Genomic DNA, 16,096 nt, shown 5'->3' with positions numbered 1-16,096 from the left:
GCCGCGCGTCGTCGTCCTGCGCCATGGCGAGGAGCTTGGCGCCGACCGCGTGGCCGAGGAGGCGCTCGACCGTCGTGGACGGGGTGCGGGCGAGGTCGCCGATGGTGCGCACCCCCAGACCCGCGAGCCGCTCCTCGGTCACGGGCCCGACCCCCCACACGAGGCCCACCGGCAGCGGGTCGAGGAAGCGCTGCTCGGTGCCGGGCTCGACGACCACCAGCCCGTCGGGCTTGGCGACCTGCGAGGCGATCTTGGCCAGGTGCTTGGTCCGCGCGGCGCCCACCGAGATCGGCAGCCCGACCTCCTCGCGGACCCGACGGCGGATCTGGGCGGCGATGGTCGCCGGCGGGCCGAGCAGATGGACCGACCCGGAGACGTCTACGAAGGCCTCGTCGATCGAGATGCGCTCGACCAGAGGGCTCATGTCGGTCAGCACCGCCATCGCGGCATCGCCCAGGCGCTGGTACTCCCCGAAGCTGCCGCGGACGAAGGTCAGGTCGGGGCAGAGCCGGGCCGCCCGCCAGCCGGGCATGCCGCCCTGCACCCCGTGCCGCTTCGCCTCGTAGGAGGCCGCGAGGACCACGCCGCCGTGCGGTCCGCCCCCGACCGCGATCGGCCTGCCGCGGAGCGCGGGGTCGAGGAGCTGCTCGACCGACGCGTAGAAGGCGTCGAGGTCCGCGTGCAGGATCACCGCACCCTCGGCAGGCATGGCACCAGGGTAGTCGAACACCTGTTCGATCGGTAGCGGCTAAGGTGTGCGGCGTGACAGACCCGATCGCGCCAGAGTTGACCGTCGTCGAGATGTGGACGGACGGAGCCTGCAAGGGCAACCCGGGGCCCGGGGGCTGGGGGGCGTGGATGCGCACCGAGGGGCACGAGCGCGAGCTCTTCGGCGGCGAGCTGCTCACCACCAACAACCGCATGGAGCTCACCGCCGTGATCGAGGGTCTGCGCGCCCTGACCCGGCCGTGCGCCGTCACTCTCCACGTCGACTCGACCTACGTCATGAAGGGCATGAGCACCTGGCTCGCGGGCTGGAAGCGCAACGGCTGGCGTACCGGGGACAAGAAGCCCGTCAAGAACAAGGAGCTCTGGCAGGCCCTCGAGGCCGAGGTCGAGCGCCACGTCGTCACGTGGGTGTGGGTCAAGGGGCACTCGGGGGACCCGGGGAACGAGCGGGCCGACGAGCTCGCCAACCGCGGGGTCGAGGTCGCTCGGGCGGCTCCGCAGTCCTGAGGTCTGGCCGAGGGGCAGACGAGCCCCTATGACCGAAGGCTGAGACCACATGTCTTGTTGCTTGATACGTGAGGCCAGGTGCGCCTTACTGGCCTGGTGACCATCCAGGACGTCTACACCCACGGGCACCACGAGAGCGTGCTCCGCGCCCACCGTCGGCGCACCGCCGAGAACTCCGCGGCCTACCTGCTGCCCGCCCTCAGCCCAGGGCTCAGCCTCCTCGACGTGGGGTGCGGGCCCGGCACGGTGACCGCCGACCTCGCGACCCGGGTCGCCCCGGGCGCCGTCGTCGGCGTCGACGCCTCGGAGGCCGTGCTCGAGGTCGCCCGCGCGGCAGCCCGGGAGGCCGGCGCCACCAACCTCACCTTCGAGCACGGCGACGCGATGGACCTGCCCTTCCCCGACGACAGCTTCGACGTCGTGCACGCCCACCAGGTGCTCCAGCACCTGAGCGACCCGGTCGGCGCCCTGCGCGAGATGCGTCGCGTGGCGCGGCCCGGGGGAGTGGTCGCGGTCCGCGATGCCGACTACGCCGCGATGACCTGGTACCCGGAGTCCGCCGGCCTGGACGAGTGGCGTGAGCTCTACCACGAGGTCACCGTCGCCAACCGGGCCGAGGCCGACGCCGGCCGCCGGCTCCTCGCCTGGGTCCGTGAGGTGGGGTTCGACCCCGCGGGCATCACGCCGGGGGCCGACGTCTGGTGCTACGCGACGGCCGAGGACCGGCGGTGGTGGTCAGGGCTGTGGGCCGAGCGCGTCACCGTCTCGGACTTCGCGCGCCAGGCGGTCGAGCACGGGCTGGCCGACGACGTCGCTCTCGAGGCCTTGGCTGAGGCCTGGCGCCAGTGGGGCACCTCCGAGGACGGCTGGTTCACGGTGCTGCACGGCCAGGTCCTGGCCCGGGCCTGACCGCCGGGCCCTCGTCGGTCTGCGTCCACTCCTCGCCGGCCGGGGCGGAGGCGTCACGGCGACCCGACGGCACCAGGGCGTCGGCCGCCAGCGTCGACATCAGGGAGAGCAGGTTCTCGAGCGGCCCGCGCCCCAGGGTGAGCCGCCACGACGTCGCCAGGGCGAGCGTCACCAGGACGAAGAGCGCCAGGACGAGGTTGCTCGGCTCGCGCACCACCTCGTCGCCCAGGAGCGCGATCACCATGATGTGCCCCGTGTAGGCGGTCAAGGCGAGGGCGCCGGTCGCCGCCACCGGGGTCACCAGCCGCGGGGCGTACCTCGCTGCGAGCAGGCTCGCCGCGAGCACCAGCAGCACCGCACCGAGGTTCCCGACCACCTCGGGGGTGGTGTCGGCGTGGGGCTCGCTGGTCAGCAGGGCCCGCAGCGTCCGCTGCTCCGGGTCGAGCACCCGCAGGGCGACGGCCGAGGTGCCGTAGCCCACCAGGGCCAGGGCTGCGCCCACCAGGGCCAGGCGCCGCGGCAGGGCCCGGTCGGTCAGGTCGAGCCGTCCCAAGGCCAGGCCGACGAGGAGGTACGCGGTCCAGACGACCGCCGGGTAGTACTCGCCCACGACGACGTCCACCGGCTGGGGCAGCCCTGCCGCGAAGGGGTCGCCGCGGCGGGCCTCGCGCACCGCCTCGACCACGAGGGGCCCGACCAGGGTCGGCACGGCGGCGAGCAGCAGCAGCGAGCGGGGGCGCCATCCCAGGACCGGGATCATGAGGGCGAACATCACGGCGTAGCCCGGCAGGATCACCGCGACCGGTGTGCCCAGGGCGATCAGCGACGCCCCCAGCGGGATCAGCATCAGGGCGCGCACGAGGATGCGGACCCGAGAGTGCCGTCGTCGGGCGCCCTCGGCGGGCACCGGCCCTCCGCTGAGGAGAGCGGCCGAGAGGCCGGCGAGCAGGGCGAAGGTCGCCGCCGAACGCCCGTCGACCACCTGCAGCCAGCCGGTCGCGGTCCAGAACCGCTCGTCCTCGGCCCCCAGGTGCGCGGCGAACATCCCCAGGACAGCCAGGCCCCGGGCGACGTCGGCTCCCACCACACGCTGCACCCGCGCAGCCTACGTCGGCCGCCTCCCGCAGCAGGTACCGGTGCCCGAGCCCCGGCTACGCTGCGCAGATGCGCATCGCCAGGTTCACCACCGGAGGAGACCCCCGCTTCGCCCTCGTCGACGGCGAGCCCGGGTCCGAGGAGCTCGTCGTCATCAGCGGCGACCCGATCTACATGCCCGTCCAGCCCACCGGGGAGCGGATCCCCGTCACCGACGACGTGCGGTTCCTGTCCCCGGTCATCCCGCGCTCGAAGATCGTGGGGGTCGGCCGGAACTACGCCGACCACGCCGCCGAGATGGGCAACGAGCTCCCCGTCAGCCCGCTGCTCTTCTTCAAGCCCAACACCAGCGTGATCGGCCCGGACGACCCCATCGTGCTGCCCTCGTGGTCCGCCGACGTGCACCACGAGGCCGAGCTCGCGGTCGTCATCGGCAAGGTGACCAAGGAGGTCACCCCGGACCGCGCCCTCGAGCACGTCTTCGGCTTCACGGTCGCGAACGACGTCACGGCCCGCGACATCCAGCGCTCGGACGACCAGTGGAGCCGCGCCAAGGGCTTCGACGGGTCCTGCCCGCTCGGCCCGTGGGTCGTCCCCGGGCTCGACGTCGACGACCTCGCCGTGCTCGCGCGGGTCAACGGCGAGACCAAGCAGGACGGCCGGACCGCCGACCTCGTCTTCGACGTCCCCTTCCTCATCTCCTACATCTCCCAGGCCTTCACCCTCCTGCCGGGGGACGTCATCCTCACCGGAACCCCGGCCGGCGTCGGGCCCGTGGTCCACGGAGACGTCGTCGAGTGCGAGGTCGAGGGCATCGGCGTGCTCCGCAACCCGGTGCTGCGCCGCGACTGACCGGAGTCCCTGCGGCCGAGGAGAACCGAGCTGGTCGCGGAGGCGTGGCGGGCGCGCCGATAGGCTGGACGCACCATGCCTGAGAACCTCGCCACGCCCTCCGCCCCGACCGCCACGCCCTCGGGCGACCAGGTCCGGGTCCGCTTCTGCCCCTCACCGACCGGCACGCCCCACGTGGGGCTCATCCGCACGGCCCTGTTCAACTGGGCCTACGCGCGGCACACCGGGGGCACCTTCGTCTTCCGCATCGAGGACACCGACGCGGCCCGGGACAGCCAGGAGAGCTACGACCAGCTCTTGGACGCCCTGCGCTGGCTCGGTCTCGACTGGGACGAGGGGGTCGAGGTCGGCGGGCCGCACGCCCCCTACCGCCAGTCCGAGCGGATGGACGTCTACGCCGACGTCGCCCGTCGGCTGCTCGAGGCGGGCTACGCCTACGAGTCCTTCTCGACCCCTGAGGAGGTCGAGGCCCGCCACCGCGCCGCCGGCCGGGACCCCAAGCTGGGCTACGACGGCTTCGACCGGCACCTCACCGAGGAGCAGCGGGCAGCCTTCCGTGCCGAGGGCCGCGAGCCCGTCCTGCGGATCCGCATGCCCGAGGAGGACGTCGTCTTCACCGACCTGGTGCGCGGCGAGCTGAGCTTCGCGGGAGGCTCGGTCCCGGACTTCGTCATCGTGCGGGGCAACGGCCAGCCGCTCTACACCCTGACCAACCCGGTGGACGACGCGCTGATGGGCATCACCCACGTGCTGCGCGGGGAGGACCTGCTCTCCTCGACCCCGCGTCAGGTCGTCCTCTTCCGGGCGCTGGTGGCCCTCGGCGTCGCGAGTGTCGAGCCCGTGTACGGGCACATGCCCTACGTCATGGGGGAGGGGAACAAGAAGCTCTCCAAGCGTGACCCGGAGTCCAACCTCTTCCTGCACCGCGAGCGGGGCTTCACCCCGGAGGGGCTGCTCAACTACCTCGCCCTGCTCGGGTGGTCGATCGCCCCGGACAACGACATCTTCACCGTCGCGGAGATGGTGGCTGCCTTCGACGTCGCGGACGTCAACCCCAACCCGGCGCGGTTCGACGTCAAGAAGGCCGAGTCGATCAACGGGACCCACGTCCGGATGCTCGCCGCAGAGGACTTCCGTGGGCGCGTCGTGCCGTACCTGCACGACGCCGGGCTGGTCTCGGCCCGGGAGCACGACGCCCTGCGGCCCGAGGAGCAGGCGGTCCTCGCGGCCGCCGCGCCGCTGGTCCAGGAGCGGATCGCGCTGCTCGGCGAGGCGGTCCCGATGCTCGGCTTCCTCCTGGTGCCCGACGACGCCCTCGAGGTGACCGAGGAGGCCCGCGGAGCCCTCCGCGACGGCGCCGCCGACGTGCTCGACGCCGCGACCGTCGCACTGACCGCGATCCCCGCCGAGGGCTTCACGACCGAGGCCGTCCAGGGGGCGCTGACGGCGGCCCTGGTCGACGACCTGGGCATCAAGCCGCGCCTGGCCTTCACCCCGCTGCGGGTGGCCGTCTCGGGCCGCCGTGTCTCGCCGCCGCTCTTCGAGTCCCTCGAGATCCTCGGCCGGGACTCGAGCCTCGCGCGGATCGCCGCGCTGCGCGCCAGCCTGTGACGGCGGGTTCGCCCGGGCTGGGCGGGAGTCGGGTCGACGGTGTCCTGTTCGACATCGACGACACGCTGGTCGACACCCGGGGCGCCTTCGGGGCGGCCCTCGAGCAGATCGTCACGACCTACCTGCCCCAGGCCGCGGGCCGCCAGGACGAGGTGCTCGCCCACTGGCGGGCCGACGTCGACGGGCACTACGCGCGGTACACCCGGGCTGAGCTCGGGTACCGCGAGCAGCGCATGGCCCGCGCCAACGCCCTGCACGCGGAATTCGGTGGTGCGGTGCTCGACGAGGCGAGCTACGCGGCCTGGGACGAGGTCTTCGAGGCGGGGTTCTCCTCGGCGTGGACGGCCCATGCCGAGGCGGCTGCCGCGGTCGACGTCCTGATCTCGAGCGGGGTCGCTGTCGGCGCCCTGTCGAACGCCGGCACGGCCTACCAGACGAGCAAGCTCGAGCGGGTGGGCCTCGGCGCGAGGGTGCCGATGCTCGTGGGCGTCGACACGCTGGGCGTCGGCAAGCCCGACCCGGCGGTGTTCCTCGAGGCCTGCCGCCGCCTGGGGACCGTCCCTGCGCGGACCGTCTACGTCGGAGACGAGCTCGACGTCGACGCCCGGGCGGCGGTCGAGGCCGGGTTGCTCGGGGTGTGGGTGGACCGCCCGGGGCCGCGGCGTACCGAGATCTCCGAGGACGAGGTGCAGGCCGCCCGTGCCCTCGGGGTCGCGGTCGTCCGGTCCCTCAGCGAGCTCCCGGGCCTCCTGGGGCGCTGACCGGGTCGGCGGGGCCCACGTCCGCGGTGACCTGGGCCTGGGGGAGCCGAGAGGCCCCTCCGGGGCCGCGTCCTGCCGGTGGTGCTGCGGCCGCGCGAACGTGTGTCGGTCGTCACCCGCGAGTCGTCGCACCGTGCTGCGGGCGGGCCCTCCGGGAGGCTCGACGTCGGGCTTGCCCGACGGCTGGTTTGTCGCACCTGCTCCGCTCAGGTAGTGTTCCCCGCCGGTACGACATCCGGTTCCAAGGCCTCGGCGAGGTCCTGAGATCGGGGGTTATACCCCCATGGGGTATGGTGTAATTGGCAGCACGAGTGATTCTGGTTCACTTAGTCTAGGTTCGAGTCCTGGTACCCCAGCGCACGTCGTCGGCCGTTCCGTTCGCGGATCGATGGTCATCGGCGCGCTGAGCATGTTGTAGAGTTCTCGCGGTCGATCCCCCCCGGGGATAGATCGTCTAGGCCCCCATCGTCTAGAGGCCTAGGACGCCGCCCTCTCACGGCGGTAACAGGGGTTCGAATCCCCTTGGGGGTACAGCAGAAGGCCCGGTCACCACTGGTGACCGGGCCTTCGTGGTTCTCCGGGGCCTACTCCCCGGTGCGGCGCAGCACCTCGGTGAGGCGGTTCGCGGCCGCGACCACCGAGCCGGCGTGCAAGCGCCCGGGCTGACGGCTCAGGCGCTCGACGGGGCCCGAGATGGAGACCGCGGCGACGACCCGACCTGAGGGGCCTCGCACCGGGGCCGAGACCGAGGCGACCCCCGCCTCGCGCTCCGAGACGGACTGCGCCCACCCTCGACGTCGGACGCCCGAGAGGATGGTCGCGGTGAACTTGGCGCCCTGGAGCCCGCGGTGCAGGCGATCGGGCTCCTCCCAGGCGAGGAGGATCTGCGCGGCCGAGCCAGCCTGCATGGTCAGGGTCGCGCCGACCGGGATCGAGTCCCGCAGGCCGATCGGGCGCTCGGCGGCCGCGACGCAGATGCGCTGGTCGCCCTGGCGGCGGTAGAGCTGGGCGCTCTCGCCGCAGTGGTCGCGCAGGGCGGTCAGGACCGGGGTGGCCGCCGCGAGGAGACGGTCCTCGCCGGCGGCGGTGCTGAGCTCGGAGAGCCGCGGGCCGAGCACGAACCGGCCCTGCATGTCGCGGGCGACGAGCCGGTGGTGCTCGAGCGCCACGGCGAGGCGATGGGCTGTCGGTCGGGCAAGATGGGTCGCGGCGACCAGCTGAGCGAGGGTCGCAGGCCCGGCCTCGAGAGCACTGAGGACGGATGCGGCCTTGTCCAGCACGCCGACTCCGCTAGAGTTGTCCATAGGTCGATATTGGCGTCTCGCGCACTGAGACGCAAGTGCCTCGGCCGGATTGGTACCCGGGCCACCCTTCCGGGAGTGACATCGACGAGGGAGCATCACATGGCGGGCACGCTGGCAGAGAAGGTCTGGGACGCGCACATCGTGCGCCGGGGCACCGACGGAGCCCCCGACCTGCTCTACATCGACCTCCATCTCGTGCACGAGGTGACCAGCCCGCAGGCCTTCGAAGGGCTGCGGCTCGCCGGACGGCCCGTGCGCCGGCCGGACCTCACCATCGCGACCGAGGACCACAACACCCCGACCCTCGACATCGACCGCCCGATCGCGGACCTCACCAGCCGGACGCAGATCCAGACCCTGCGCAACAACGCCGCCGAGTTCGGCGTGCGACTGCACTCCCTGGGCGACGCCGACCAGGGCATCGTGCACCAGGTCGGCCCCCAGCTCGGCCTGACCATGCCGGGCCTGACGGTCGTCTGCGGCGACTCGCACACCTCGACCCACGGGGCCTTCGGCGCCCTGGCCTTCGGCATCGGCACCAGCGAGGTCGAGCACGTCCTGGCCACGCAGACCCTGCCCCTCGCGCCGTTCAAGACGATGGCGATCACGGTCGACGGCGAGCTGCCCAAGGGTGCGACCTCGAAGGACATCATCCTGGCGATCATCGCCAAGATCGGTACCGGCGGCGGGCAGGGCTACGTGCTCGAGTACCGCGGCGAGGCGATCCGCGCGCTGTCGATGGAGGCGCGGATGACCATCTGCAACATGTCCATCGAGGCCGGCGCCCGGGCCGGGATGATCGCCCCGGACGAGACGACCTTCGAGTACCTCCAGGGTCGCCCGCACGCCCCCGAGGGGGCCGACTGGGACGCCGCCGTCGAGTACTGGCGCACCCTGCGCAGCGATGACGACGCCGTCTTCGACACCGAGGTCGTCCTCCGGGCCTCCGACCTCGAGCCCTTCGTCACCTGGGGCACCAACCCCGGTCAGGGCCTCCCGCTGTCGAGCAACGTCCCCGTCCCCTCCGAGATCGCCGACGAGAACGAGCGCGTCGCGGCCGAGCGGGCCCTGGAGTACATGGGCCTCGAGCCGGGCATGGCCCTGCGTGACATCGCGGTCGACACGGTCTTCATCGGCTCGTGCACCAACGGGCGGATCGAGGACCTCCGCTCGGTCGCCAAGCTCGTCAAGGGCCGCACGAAGGCCGACTCGCTGCGGGTGCTCGTGGTCCCGTCCTCGGCCCGGGTCCGCCTCCAGGCCGAGGCTGAGGGGCTCGACCAGATCTTCCTGGACTTCGGCGCCGAGTGGCGCAACGCGGGCTGCTCGATGTGCCTCGGCATGAACCCCGACCAGCTCGCGCCGGGGGAGCGCAGCGCCTCGACCTCCAACCGGAACTTCGAGGGCCGTCAGGGCAAGGGTGGACGGACGCACCTCGTCTCGCCCCTCGTGGCCGGCGCCACCGCCATCCGCGGCACCCTCTCCTCGGTGGCCGACCTCGGGCCCGACGTCGAGGTCCCGGACGGCTCGCCGCTCGAGGGAGCGCCCGCCGCCGACGCCCGCCAGTCCGCCTGAGACCCCCAGTCACCGGTCCGACGCCGCGGCCAGCACCGCAGCGCGTCGACACGAAGGAAGCGTGAGAACGATGGAGAAGTTCAGCCAGCACACCGGCGTCGGGGTCCCGCTGCGTCGCAGCAACGTCGACACCGACCAGATCATCCCCGCGGTCTACCTCAAGCGCGTGACCCGCACCGGCTTCGAGGACGCCTTGTTCGCCGCCTGGCGTGGTGACCCGGAGTTCGTGCTCAACCAGGACGCCTACCGCAGCGGCTCGGTGCTCGTGGCCGGCCCCGACTTCGGTACCGGTTCCTCGCGCGAGCACGCCGTCTGGGCGCTCAAGGACTACGGCTTCCGCGCGGTCCTGTCGACCCGCTTCGCCGACATCTTCCGGGGCAACTCCGGCAAGCAGGGCCTGCTCGCCGCCCAGGTCGCCCAGGAGGACATCGAGCTGCTGTGGAAGGTCCTCGAGGCCCGCCCCGGCACCGAGGTGACCGTCGACCTGGTGGCCAAGCAGGCGCGGGCCGAGGACGTCGTGGTGCCCTTCGAGGTCGACGACTACACCCGGTGGCGCCTCATGGAGGGCCTGGACGACATCGGGCTGACCCTCAAGCACGAGGGCGAGATCACCGAGTTCGAGACCACGCGCGCCTCGTGGCGCCCCCTGACCCTGCCGGCCAAGCACCTGCCCCCGGTCGAGGTCGTCGCGGCGCGCCCGGTGCTGCGGCACGGAGACGACGCGCTCGCCTGACCGGGTCGAGGGAGACCCTGTGACGCAGGACTCGGGGGCGAGATATGACGTTCTGGGCGTCGTAGGTGACGATAGGCCCATGAACGACGTCCTCTACGTCAACGGTGGCGCCCCGCTCCACGGTGAGATCACCGTCCGCGGCGCCAAGAACTTCGTCTCGAAGGCCATGGTGGCGGCTCTGCTGGGGGAGACCCCCAGCGAGCTGCGCAACGTGCCGGTCATCCGGGACGTCGGGGTCGTGACCGGGCTGCTCGAGCTGCACGGCGTCACGGTCGACGCCGACGTCGCGGGCGGCGTGCTGCGCCTGGACCCGAGCAACGTCGAGTCCGCCCACGTCGCCGACATCGACGCGCACGCGGGCTCGAGCCGGATCCCGATCCTGTTCTGCGGGCCCCTGCTGCACCGCCTGGGTGAGGCCTTCATCCCCGACCTGGGTGGCTGCCGCATCGGCGACCGGCCCATCAACTACCACCTCGACATCCTCCGGCAGTTCGGCGCCGAGGTGGACAAGCGCGAGCAGGGCATCCACATCCGTGCTCCCCGCGGACTGCACGGCACCAAGATCACCCTGCCCTACCCGAGCGTCGGGGCGACCGAGCAGCTGCTGCTCACGGCTGTCCGTGCCGAAGGGATCACCGAGCTCTCCAACGCGGCGATCGAGCCCGAGATCCTCGACCTGATCAACGTGCTGCAGAAGATGGGCGCGATCATCTCGGTCGACACCGACCGGGTGATCCGGATCGAGGGCGTGCCGAGGCTGACCGGGTACCGGCACACGGCGCTCTCGGACCGCATCGAGGCGGCGTCGTGGGGCTCGGCCGCACTCGCCACCGGCGGGGACATCAAGGTCAAGGGGGCGACCCAGCCCGAGATGACGGCCTTCCTCAACACCTTCCGGAAGGTGGGGGGCGAGTTCGACGTCGAGGATGACGGCATCCGCTTCTTCCACCCCGGCGGCGACCTGAGCTCGATCGTCCTCGAGACCGACGTGCACCCGGGCTTCATGACCGACTGGCAGCAGCCCCTCGTCGTGGCGCTGACCCAGGCCAAGGGCCTGTCGATCGTCCACGAGACGGTCTACGAGAACCGCTTCGGCTTCACCGACGCGCTGCGGGGCATGGGGGCCACGATCCAGGTGTACCGCGAGTGCCTCGGCGGCCACCCGTGCCGCTTCGGGCAGCGGAACTTCTACCACTCGGCCGTGATCTCGGGGCCCACGCCTCTGGCCGCCGCCGAGATCGAGGTCCCGGACCTGCGTGGGGGCTTCAGCCATCTCATCGCGGCCCTCGCGGCCAAGGGCACGTCGCAGGTCCGTGGCATCGGGCTGATCGACCGTGGGTACGAGCACTTCATGGACAAGCTCGAGGCCCTCGGCGCCGAGTTCAGCCGGGAGTGAGCCCGGGGGCGGGAGCCGAGTAGCATCGGCTCCCGTGCCCGCACCGCAGCGCTCCAACCGCGCCTACCGCAACGTCGCACGGGTCGTGCGTCCCCTCCTGTTCGCCGTCACGCGCCGGGAGTGGCGCGGTGGGGAGCACCTGCGCCAGCCAGGCGGTTTCATCGCGGCGTCGAACCACATGACGAACATCGACCCGCTGACCTTCGCCCACTTCCTGTACGACCAGGGCCTCGCGCCCAAGATCCTCGCCAAGTCCTCGCTCTTCTCGGTCCCCGTGCTGGGCACGGTGCTGCGCGCCACGGGGCAGATCCCGGTCTACCGGGACTCGGCTGCGGCCGGCCGCTCGCTGGGCGCCGCTGTCGAGGCCATCGAGGCGGGGGAGTGCGTGGCCGTCTTCCCCGAGGGCACCCTGACGCGGGAGCCCGCCCTGTGGCCCATGTCCGGCAAGACGGGGGTCGCGCGGCTCGCGCTGACGACGCGCGCCCCGGTGGTGCCCATCGCCCAGTGGGGGGCCCAGAGCCTGCTCGGCAGGTACTCCAAGATATTCAGGCCCGTGCCGCGCAAGCTGGTCACCGTCGTCGCCGGCCCGCCCGTCGACCTGTCCGACCTGTACGGCAGGCCCCAGGACAGCCAGGTGCTGCGTGAGGCGACCGAGCGCGTCATGGCCGCGATCACCGCGCTGCTCGAGGAGATCCGCGGGGAGGAGGCACCGCCCGAGCGGTACGTGTGGCGCCGCACCGGCGGGGAGGGGGTCGCGTGAGCCTCCCGATCAGCCGGACGGCCGTCCTCGGGGCGGGGAGCTGGGGCACGACCTTCGCGGCCGTGCTCGCCGATGCTGGGCGCGAGGTCACGGTCTGGGGCCGTCGACCGGAGGTCTGCGAGCAGATCGAGACCGAGCACCGCAACGAGCGCTCCCTCCCGGGCATCGACCTGCCCCCGGGGGTCCGCGCGACCACGGAGGCTGCACAGGCCCTCGCGGGCGCCCAGCTCGTCGCGGTCGCGGTCCCCGCCCAGAGCGCTCGGGCCACCCTGGCCTCGTTGGCCCCGCTGGTCGAGCCCGGGGCCGTCGTGGTCTCCCTGATGAAGGGGGTCGAGCTCAGCTCGGACCGCCGTATGAGCGAGGTGCTGCGCGAGGCACTCGATCTGCCCGAGGACCGGGTCGCGGTCGTCTCGGGGCCGAACCTCGCCCGGGAGATCGCCCAGCGGCAGCCCACGGCGACCGTGGTCGCCTCGACCGACGAGGGGACGGCGCAGCGGGTCGCGGCCGCGTGCGCCTCGGGGTACTTCCGTCCCTACACGAACACCGACGTCGTGGGCGTCGAGCTGTGCGGGGCCGTCAAGAACGTCATCGCCGTCGCGGTCGGCATCGCGCAGGGCCGGGGCTTCGGGCACAACACGATGGCCACCGTCATCACGCGCGGACTCGCCGAGATCACCCGCCTCGGCCTGGCCCTCGGGGCCGACGCCGAGACCTTCTCGGGCCTGGCCGGCATGGGTGACCTGGTCGCGACCTGCGCCTCGCCGCTCTCCCGGAACCACACCCTGGGCGTGCACGTCGGCCAGGGCATGAGCCTCGAGGAGGCCGTCCTGGCCACCGGGGGCACGGCCGAGGGGGTCAAGTCCTCGACCTCGGTGCTCGAGCTCGCGGTCAGTGTCGGGGCGGAGATGCCGATCACCTCGGCCGTGGTCGACGTCCTGCACCACGGGCTGCCCGTGGACCAGATGGCCCAGCTGCTGCTCGCCAGGCCCCACAAGGCCGAGCGCGCCTGAGGCGGCCGGGGGCGCCCCCTCAGCCGCGCAGGGCCTGGTCCAGGTCCCGCCAGAGGTCCTCGACGTCCTCGATGCCGACCGAGAGGCGGAGCAGGTCCTCAGGCACGGTGACGGACTCGGTGGGGAACCGGCGACGTCGCTCGAGGCTCGACTCGACCCCGCCCAGGCTGGTCGCCGGGACCCACAGCCGCACCCGGTCCACCACGGCGTCCGCGGCAGCCGCCCCACCGTGGGGGCGCACGCCGAGGATCGAGCCGTGCCCCGTGAGCAGACGCGAGGCGCGCTCGTGACCGGGGTCTCCGGGCAGGCTCGTGTGCCGCACCTGGGCCACCCCGGGGTGCTCGACGAGCCGGGCTGCGAGGGTCTCCGCGGTGCGCTGGGAGCGCTCGACCCGCAGGGCGAGGGTGCGTAGACCACGCAGGGCGAGCCAGACCTCGAAGGGCCCCGCGATCGCGCCGTGCACCGTGCGGAAGGTGGCGAGCCGCTCGCGCAGGGCGGGGTCGGAGGTCACCACGGCCCCGAGCACGACGTCGGAGTGCCCCGCGAGGTACTTGGTCACCGAGTGCACGACGACGTCGGCCCCGGTGGCGAGGGGCTGCTGGCCGAGCGGCGTCGCGAAGGTGTTGTCGACGGCGACCAGGGCCCCGACCTCGTGCGCTCCGGCGACGAGGGCGGGCAGGTCCGCGACCTCGAGCATCGGGTTGGTGGGGGACTCGACCCAGAGCATGCTCGCCGGTCCCCGGCCGTCGGTCCCCCGGACGGCCGCGAGCACCGCCTCGGTGTCGGCGATGTCGACCAGCTCACGCTCCCAGCCGTGCCGGACGGTGAGGTCCTCGGTCAGGGCGAGGCTCATCTGGTAGGAGTGCCGCGGCATGACCACCCGGCCGCCGGCCGGCACCAGGGCCAGGGTCGCGGCGATCGCGGCCATGCCCGAGCCCAGGACGAGGGCGGGCAGCGCCGAGAGCTCGAGCTCTCCCAGGGCCTCCTCGAAGGGGGTCCACGTCTCGGTGCCGTTGCGCGTGTAGAGCAGCTCCCCGGGCCCGGGGGTCCCGGCCGAGACGTAGGTCGAGGACAGCACGACCGGGGGGTTGACCGGACCGCCCTGCTCGCGGGGTGGTCGCCCCGCGGTCACGGCGGTGGTGGCGGGGGACAGGGGGGTGCTTCCGTGCAGGCTCACCGCCGCAGCGTACGACAGCGCGGCGGGCCGGTAGGGTCATCCGCGATGGACGCCACCCCTGCCCCCACCCCTGCGCGCCCACGGGTCGCCGTCGTCTTCGGCGGACGCTCGGGAGAGCACGCGATCAGCTGCGTGACCGCCGCGGGGGTGCTCCGCGCGATCGACCGGACCCGCTACGACGTCGTCCCGGTGGGGATCACCCGGACCGGCCGCTGGGTGCTCGTCGAGGACGACCCGGCGCGCTGGGAGATCACCGACGGACAGCTCCCCGAGGTGCTGTCGGGCACCGGCTCGGCCGAGGTGCTCCTCCCACGGGCCACGGACGACGACGGTGCGCTGACCCTCGTGCCCGGGACGGTGCCCACGAGCCTCGGCACGGTCGACGTGGTGCTCCCGCTCCTGCACGGCCCCTACGGTGAGGACGGCACCATCCAAGGGATGCTCGACCTCGCCGGCATCCGGTACGTCGGCGCCGGGGTGCTCGCGTCGGCGGTCGGCATGGACAAGCACTACATGAAGCTCGTCCTCGCGGGGCAGGGCGTCCCCGTCACCCCCTACGTCGTGGTTCGGCCCGGTCAGTGGGAGCGGGACCCTGTCACCTTGACCGCGACCGTCGAGGCCTTGGGCCTGCCGGTCTTCGTCAAGCCCGCGCGAGCCGGTTCGAGCCTGGGCATCTCCCGGGTCGACGACCTCGCCGACCTCCCCGCAGCGGTTCGCGCCGCGCAGGAGCACGACCCCAAGGTGCTCGTGGAGGCCGGGGTCAGCGGCCGGGAGATCGAGTGCGCGGTCCTCCAGGGCCGGGACGGGGCGCCCCCGCGCACCTCTGTACCCGGCGAGATCGTGGTGAGCGACGCGGGGCACACCTTCTACGACTTCGAGGCCAAGTACCTCGACCAGGACGGCGTGGTGCTCCGCTGCCCGGCCGACCTGCCCGAGGAGGTGGCCGTCCGCGTGCGTGACCTCGCGGCCCAGACCTTCGAGGCGGTCGGCTGCGAGGGCCTGGCGCGGGTCGACACCTTCGTCACCCCGGACGGCGGCGTCGTGGTCAACGAGATCAACACGATGCCCGGGTTCACCCCCTTCTCGATGTACCCCCGCCTGTGGGAGTCGACCGGGCTCGGGTACGCCGAGCTGATCGACGAGCTGCTCCAGCTCGCCCTCGCGCGGACCACCGGGCTGCGCTGACCCGCGCGCTGCGCCCGCCGGAGGGGCTGCGCCGGCGGGCGGGATGCACCGGCAGGCGGGCGGGCTAGGAGCAGAAGCGCGTCTGCTCGACCTGCTCGATCGCCGGCCCGAGGTCGAGCAGGAAGGACGTCGACCGCTCGCTCGTGACCTCGGCGGGCACGCTGACCTCGACCGCGGGCTCGCGACCATAGGTCGTGAAGAGCCAGTCGGCCCCGCCCTCGGCGTCCTCCGGCCCGCTGACCGCGACCCAGTCGACGCTCGTGCTGCCGTCGTCGGCCGCGACGCACTGGTCGGTGGTCGGCCCGAGGGGCTCGACCCCGCAGCGCAGCACGACAGGGCTGGACCGGTCCCCCCAGGCCACGGTGGCCTGGGACCCGGTCCGCAGCCGCTCGAGGCCCTCGAGGTCGGCGGGGAGAGCCAGGACGACCTCGGCGCACAGCGGGTCGGCCGCTGCCGGGGCGACGGGCACGGTGACGGGGGTCGCGCAGCCGGCAA

Annotated in this window: 15 protein-coding genes, 2 tRNA genes and 1 pseudogene; 13 read left to right on the top strand and 5 right to left on the bottom strand. The window is 72.9% G+C overall.

Features of this window, described 5'->3' with window-relative positions:
* A pseudogene (locus L0B03_RS05110) lies at positions 1 to 709 on the bottom strand (DNA polymerase IV); the annotation flags it as partial.
* 92 nt (positions 710 to 801) lie between these two features.
* Between L0B03_RS05110 and rnhA the strand changes: the two are divergent.
* Positions 802 to 1,236 (top strand): ribonuclease HI, encoded by a 435-nt coding sequence (gene rnhA, locus L0B03_RS05105; protein ID WP_250444552.1) that lies wholly within the window; start codon positions 802 to 804, stop codon positions 1,234 to 1,236.
* Between the two features lie 93 nt (positions 1,237 to 1,329).
* Positions 1,330 to 2,145: a methyltransferase domain-containing protein gene (locus L0B03_RS05100; RefSeq protein ID WP_250444551.1), complete on the top strand. Its 816-nt coding sequence runs from the start codon at positions 1,330 to 1,332 to the stop codon at positions 2,143 to 2,145.
* On the opposite strand, the gene L0B03_RS19530 is transcribed toward L0B03_RS05100, so the two are convergent.
* Positions 2,108 to 3,241: a heparan-alpha-glucosaminide N-acetyltransferase domain-containing protein gene (locus L0B03_RS19530; RefSeq protein WP_250444549.1), complete on the bottom strand. Its 1,134-nt coding sequence runs from the start codon at positions 3,239 to 3,241 to the stop codon at positions 2,108 to 2,110. The two genes, L0B03_RS05100 and L0B03_RS19530, sit on opposite strands and share 38 nt — an antisense overlap.
* 68 nt (positions 3,242 to 3,309) lie before the next feature.
* Between L0B03_RS19530 and L0B03_RS05090 the strand changes: the two genes are divergently transcribed.
* The 5 genes from L0B03_RS05090 to L0B03_RS05070 all read left to right on the top strand — a co-directional run bounded on the left by L0B03_RS05090 (position 3,310) and on the right by L0B03_RS05070 (position 6,995).
* Positions 3,310 to 4,092 carry a fumarylacetoacetate hydrolase family protein gene (locus tag L0B03_RS05090; RefSeq protein ID WP_250444548.1) on the top strand — a complete coding sequence of 261 codons (783 nt, stop codon included), beginning with the start codon at positions 3,310 to 3,312 and terminating at the stop codon, positions 4,090 to 4,092.
* A gap of 75 nt (positions 4,093 to 4,167) precedes the next feature.
* Entirely contained in the window at positions 4,168 to 5,703 is a 1,536-nt protein-coding gene (gene gltX, locus L0B03_RS05085; protein WP_250444547.1) for a glutamate--tRNA ligase, read from the top strand.
* Positions 5,700 to 6,464: an HAD family hydrolase gene (locus L0B03_RS05080; RefSeq protein WP_250444546.1), complete on the top strand. Its 765-nt coding sequence runs from the start codon at positions 5,700 to 5,702 to the stop codon at positions 6,462 to 6,464. The genes gltX and L0B03_RS05080 overlap by 4 nt, the downstream gene beginning before the upstream one ends.
* Positions 6,465 to 6,748: 284 nt before the next feature.
* Positions 6,749 to 6,820: transfer RNA gene (locus L0B03_RS05075), tRNA-Gln, on the top strand.
* Between the two features lie 102 nt (positions 6,821 to 6,922).
* A tRNA-Glu gene (locus tag L0B03_RS05070) sits at positions 6,923 to 6,995 on the top strand.
* A gap of 53 nt (positions 6,996 to 7,048) precedes the next feature.
* Here L0B03_RS05070 and L0B03_RS05065 read toward each other — a convergent pair.
* Positions 7,049 to 7,768: an IclR family transcriptional regulator gene (locus tag L0B03_RS05065; protein WP_208054374.1), complete on the bottom strand. Its 720-nt coding sequence runs from the start codon at positions 7,766 to 7,768 to the stop codon at positions 7,049 to 7,051.
* Positions 7,769 to 7,867: 99 nt separating this feature from the next.
* On the opposite strand from L0B03_RS05065, the gene leuC reads away from it, so the two are divergent.
* From leuC to L0B03_RS05040, 5 genes are all read left to right on the top strand, one after another.
* Complete coding sequence (gene leuC, locus L0B03_RS05060; RefSeq protein WP_250444545.1) at positions 7,868 to 9,340, top strand: 3-isopropylmalate dehydratase large subunit; 1,473 nt, start codon at positions 7,868 to 7,870, stop codon at positions 9,338 to 9,340.
* Between the two features lie 70 nt (positions 9,341 to 9,410).
* Positions 9,411 to 10,073, top strand: a complete 663-nt coding sequence (gene leuD, locus L0B03_RS05055) for a 3-isopropylmalate dehydratase small subunit (RefSeq protein WP_250444544.1) — start codon at positions 9,411 to 9,413, stop codon at positions 10,071 to 10,073.
* 79 nt (positions 10,074 to 10,152) lie between these two features.
* Positions 10,153 to 11,469 (top strand): UDP-N-acetylglucosamine 1-carboxyvinyltransferase, encoded by a 1,317-nt coding sequence (gene murA, locus L0B03_RS05050; RefSeq protein WP_250444543.1) that lies wholly within the window; start codon positions 10,153 to 10,155, stop codon positions 11,467 to 11,469.
* Between the two features lie 34 nt (positions 11,470 to 11,503).
* Complete coding sequence (locus L0B03_RS05045; protein ID WP_250444542.1) at positions 11,504 to 12,229, top strand: lysophospholipid acyltransferase family protein; 726 nt, start codon at positions 11,504 to 11,506, stop codon at positions 12,227 to 12,229.
* Positions 12,226 to 13,239 carry an NAD(P)H-dependent glycerol-3-phosphate dehydrogenase gene (locus L0B03_RS05040; protein WP_250444541.1) on the top strand — a complete coding sequence of 338 codons (1,014 nt, stop codon included), beginning with the start codon at positions 12,226 to 12,228 and terminating at the stop codon, positions 13,237 to 13,239. Before L0B03_RS05045 ends, L0B03_RS05040 begins: the two co-directional genes overlap by 4 nt.
* 19 nt (positions 13,240 to 13,258) lie before the next feature.
* Here L0B03_RS05040 and L0B03_RS05035 read toward each other — a convergent pair whose 3' ends face one another.
* Positions 13,259 to 14,410, bottom strand: a complete 1,152-nt coding sequence (locus L0B03_RS05035) for a PLP-dependent aspartate aminotransferase family protein (protein ID WP_250444550.1) — start codon at positions 14,408 to 14,410, stop codon at positions 13,259 to 13,261.
* 51 nt (positions 14,411 to 14,461) lie between these two features.
* Between L0B03_RS05035 and L0B03_RS05030 the strand changes: the two genes are divergently transcribed.
* Positions 14,462 to 15,601 carry a D-alanine--D-alanine ligase family protein gene (locus L0B03_RS05030; protein WP_250444540.1) on the top strand — a complete coding sequence of 380 codons (1,140 nt, stop codon included), beginning with the start codon at positions 14,462 to 14,464 and terminating at the stop codon, positions 15,599 to 15,601.
* Between the two features lie 64 nt (positions 15,602 to 15,665).
* Here L0B03_RS05030 and L0B03_RS05025 read toward each other — a convergent pair.
* Positions 15,666 to 16,096 (bottom strand): DUF3515 family protein (locus L0B03_RS05025; protein WP_250444539.1); only part of this gene is annotated, 431 nt, incomplete at its 5' end.

The organism is Actinotalea sp. C106 (assembly GCF_023630195.1).
Classification (GTDB): domain Bacteria; phylum Actinomycetota; class Actinomycetes; order Actinomycetales; family Cellulomonadaceae; genus Actinotalea.
Note: the sequence above shows the minus strand (reverse complement) of the source record. Positions and strands in the feature narration are given on the sequence as shown.

Coding starts and splice junctions, on each gene's coding strand:
- rnhA (WP_250444552.1), top strand. CDS start 802: ATGTGGACGGACGGAGCCTGCAAGGGCAACCCGGGGCCCGGGGGCTGG.
- leuC (WP_250444545.1), top strand. CDS start 7,868: ATGGCGGGCACGCTGGCAGAGAAGGTCTGGGACGCGCACATCGTGCGC.
- L0B03_RS05030 (WP_250444540.1), top strand. CDS start 14,462: ATGGACGCCACCCCTGCCCCCACCCCTGCGCGCCCACGGGTCGCCGTC.
- leuD (WP_250444544.1), top strand. CDS start 9,411: ATGGAGAAGTTCAGCCAGCACACCGGCGTCGGGGTCCCGCTGCGTCGC.
- murA (WP_250444543.1), top strand. CDS start 10,153: ATGAACGACGTCCTCTACGTCAACGGTGGCGCCCCGCTCCACGGTGAG.
- gltX (WP_250444547.1), top strand. CDS start 4,168: ATGCCTGAGAACCTCGCCACGCCCTCCGCCCCGACCGCCACGCCCTCG.
- L0B03_RS05090 (WP_250444548.1), top strand. CDS start 3,310: ATGCGCATCGCCAGGTTCACCACCGGAGGAGACCCCCGCTTCGCCCTC.
- L0B03_RS05065 (WP_208054374.1), bottom strand. CDS start 7,768: ATGGACAACTCTAGCGGAGTCGGCGTGCTGGACAAGGCCGCATCCGTC.